We start from the raw sequence: 2,416 nt of genomic DNA on the forward strand, positions 1-2,416 counted from the left end.
GGGGAGTCTCTCCATCCCCGCCCTCGGGTCACTAATTGTCAGGGGGCGGGTGCCTCAACCCAGGTTGGCAGAGAGGGCTGACAGCCGCTGACTCTTAATCAGCGGGTCTGGGGTTCGAAACCCTGACGGCGCACCATGCAAACGCAATGCTCAGGCAGGGTTGTTGTCGTTTCGGAGTGTTTGCTGCCTGTGACAGATGTGACCGATGTGACCGAAAGGTCTCCATATTGTCCCCGCGCTGCGGAAGCAGACCCACCACAGCAAACGGCGCGTCGGCGTGACATGTGAGACCGCCGTCCTAAGGTCGTGCCGTGTCTAATATGCCTCCCGACCCCGATGCATCTGACTCACGCGAGGACGGTGCACCTACCAAAGAGGCCTGTGCCAAGCTCTATCAGGAAGTGGGTCTGCTGCACGATCAGGTGACAATTTCGGTCACGCGGCCTGACTGGCCGTCGTGGTCATGATGGCTTCGTATTCGACGGGGGTCAACCGGCCGAGGGCGCCTTGGCGGCGACGTCGGTGGTAGGTGCGTTCGATCCAAGTGACGATGGCGATCCGCAGCTCCTCTCGGGTGGCCCAGCGGCGGCGGTCGAGGACGTTCTTCTGCAGCAGGCTGAAGAAGCTCTCCATCGCCGCGTTGTCGCCGGCCGCGCCGACACGTCCCATTGAGCCGACCATGCCGTGATGGTGCAGGGCCTGGACGAACTTTCGACTTCGAAACTGCGACCCTCTGTCCGTGTGAACCACGCAGCCGGCGACCACCCCACGGCGGCCGACCGCGTTGCGCAGCGCGGCGGTCGCCAGGCGTGACTTCATTCGGGAGTCGATCGAATAACCCACGATGCGGTTGGAGAATGCATCCTTGATCGCGCAGAGGTAGAGCTTGCCCTCGCCGGTATAATGCTCAGTTATGTCGCTGAGCCACAACATGTTTGGCGTTTCAGCGGTGAAGTCGCGCTGGACCAGATCGTCGTGCACCGGCGGTCCTGGTTTGCCGTTCTTGCCGCGCTTCTTGCCGAACACGCTCCACAACTGCTGCTGTGAGCAGATGCGCCAGGCGGTGCGCTCGGCCATCGGCTCGCCGGCCTCACGGGCCTCCTCGACGAGGTAGCGGTAGCCGAACTCGGGGTCCTCGCCGTGCGCGTCGAACAGGGCGTTGGCGCGGTATGCCTCGACGAGTTCGGCATTGGTGATGGGATTTGCCCGCCAGCGGTAGTAGGGCTGGCGGGCGAGCTTGAGTACCCGGCGCGTCACCGCGACGGGAATCCCGTCGGCGGCGAGCTCACTTACGAGCGGGTAGACCCTTTTCCCGGCAGATTGGCCTGCGACAAGTACGCCGCTGCCCGCCGTAAGACTTCATTCTCTTGTTCCAACAACCGATTTCGGCGTCGTAGCTCGCGCAGATCAGCGGAGTCATTGGTGCTCTTACCTGGCTTGGCGCCCTCGTCGACGTCGGCTTGGCGCATCCACTTGGTCAACGTCATCGGGTGCACGCCGAAATCGGTGGCGATCTGCTCGATCGTCACCCCGTCGTCGCGGTTACGGGCAACGCGGACGACGTCGTCGCGAAATTCACGGGGGTAGGGCCTAGGCACACTGACATCCTTCCAGCCCGCCCGCTTTGGGCAAGCCAACTCAGATGTCACCTATTGGTGCAGCAGACCCGATGATCGTGGGCTGGCGGGTAGCGTCGCACATGCGTACCACCATGGTGCTGGATGCGTTGGAGATGGCTCGTTGGTCACGCGGAAACACATTGCCGGGCTTGACATGTCACTCCGATGCCGGATCGCAATTCACCTCTATCCGCTATGGCGAACGGCTCGCCGAGATCGGAGCGGTCCGCTCGATCGGCACGATCGGAGACAGCTACGATAATGCCCTGGAGACGGTGAACGGCTACTACAAGGCGGAGCTGATCTACGGGCCAGTCCGCACCAGGCCGTGGAAGACCGTCGAGGACGTCGAACTCGCGACCCTGAGCTGGGTGTACTGGCACAACACCAGCCGCTTACACAGCTACCTTAATGACATCCCACCCACCGAGTTCGAAGCCGCGTTCCACGATGCACATGGGACCGACCAACCCCTGGCCGGAATCCAATAACCCGAGCCTCCGGGAAAGTCAGGGCGATTCAATCAAGTAGCTAGAGTCCGATACGTTTGGCGATGACCTCGTTCATGATTTCGTTGGTGCCGCCGCCTATTCCGAGAATTCGGCAATCTCGATAGTGTCTCTCGATCTCAGACTCACGCATGTAGCCCATCCCACCGAAGATCTGAACCGCCTCATTGACCACGTAGTCGCACGCATACACAGCGGTGTTCTTGGCCATCGGAACCTGTCAACCTGAATGAGGCACCGTTGCGCGGTATTTACTGAGCGTCCTCCTCTGGATGGTCGGGTGGGTTG

General features: G+C 61.6%; 1 protein-coding gene and 2 pseudogenes. 1 reads left to right on the top strand and 2 read right to left on the bottom strand.

Annotated elements, in window-relative coordinates; translation table 11 throughout:
• Positions 1-435: 435 nt before the first annotated feature.
• Positions 436-1,598, bottom strand: a protein-coding gene (locus tag AO501_RS13420) for an IS3 family transposase (protein ID WP_225323256.1) whose coding sequence is annotated in 2 segments (ribosomal slippage) — positions 436-1,311 and positions 1,314-1,598 — 1,161 coding nt in all. Because the reading frame shifts where the segments join, the coding sequence is not laid out codon by codon here.
• Positions 1,599-1,666: 68 nt separating this feature from the next.
• On the opposite strand from AO501_RS13420, the pseudogene AO501_RS13430 reads away from it, so the two are divergent.
• Positions 1,667-2,110, top strand: a pseudogene (locus tag AO501_RS13430) (DDE-type integrase/transposase/recombinase); the annotation flags it as partial.
• Between the two features lie 40 nt (positions 2,111-2,150).
• On the opposite strand, the pseudogene AO501_RS13435 reads toward AO501_RS13430, so the two are convergent.
• A pseudogene (locus tag AO501_RS13435) lies at positions 2,151-2,348 on the bottom strand (acyl-CoA dehydrogenase family protein); the annotation flags it as partial.
• Positions 2,349-2,416: the final 68 nt, after the last annotated feature.

Source organism: Mycobacterium gordonae (genome assembly GCF_001417955.2).
Taxonomy (GTDB): domain Bacteria; phylum Actinomycetota; class Actinomycetes; order Mycobacteriales; family Mycobacteriaceae; genus Mycobacterium; species Mycobacterium gordonae_B.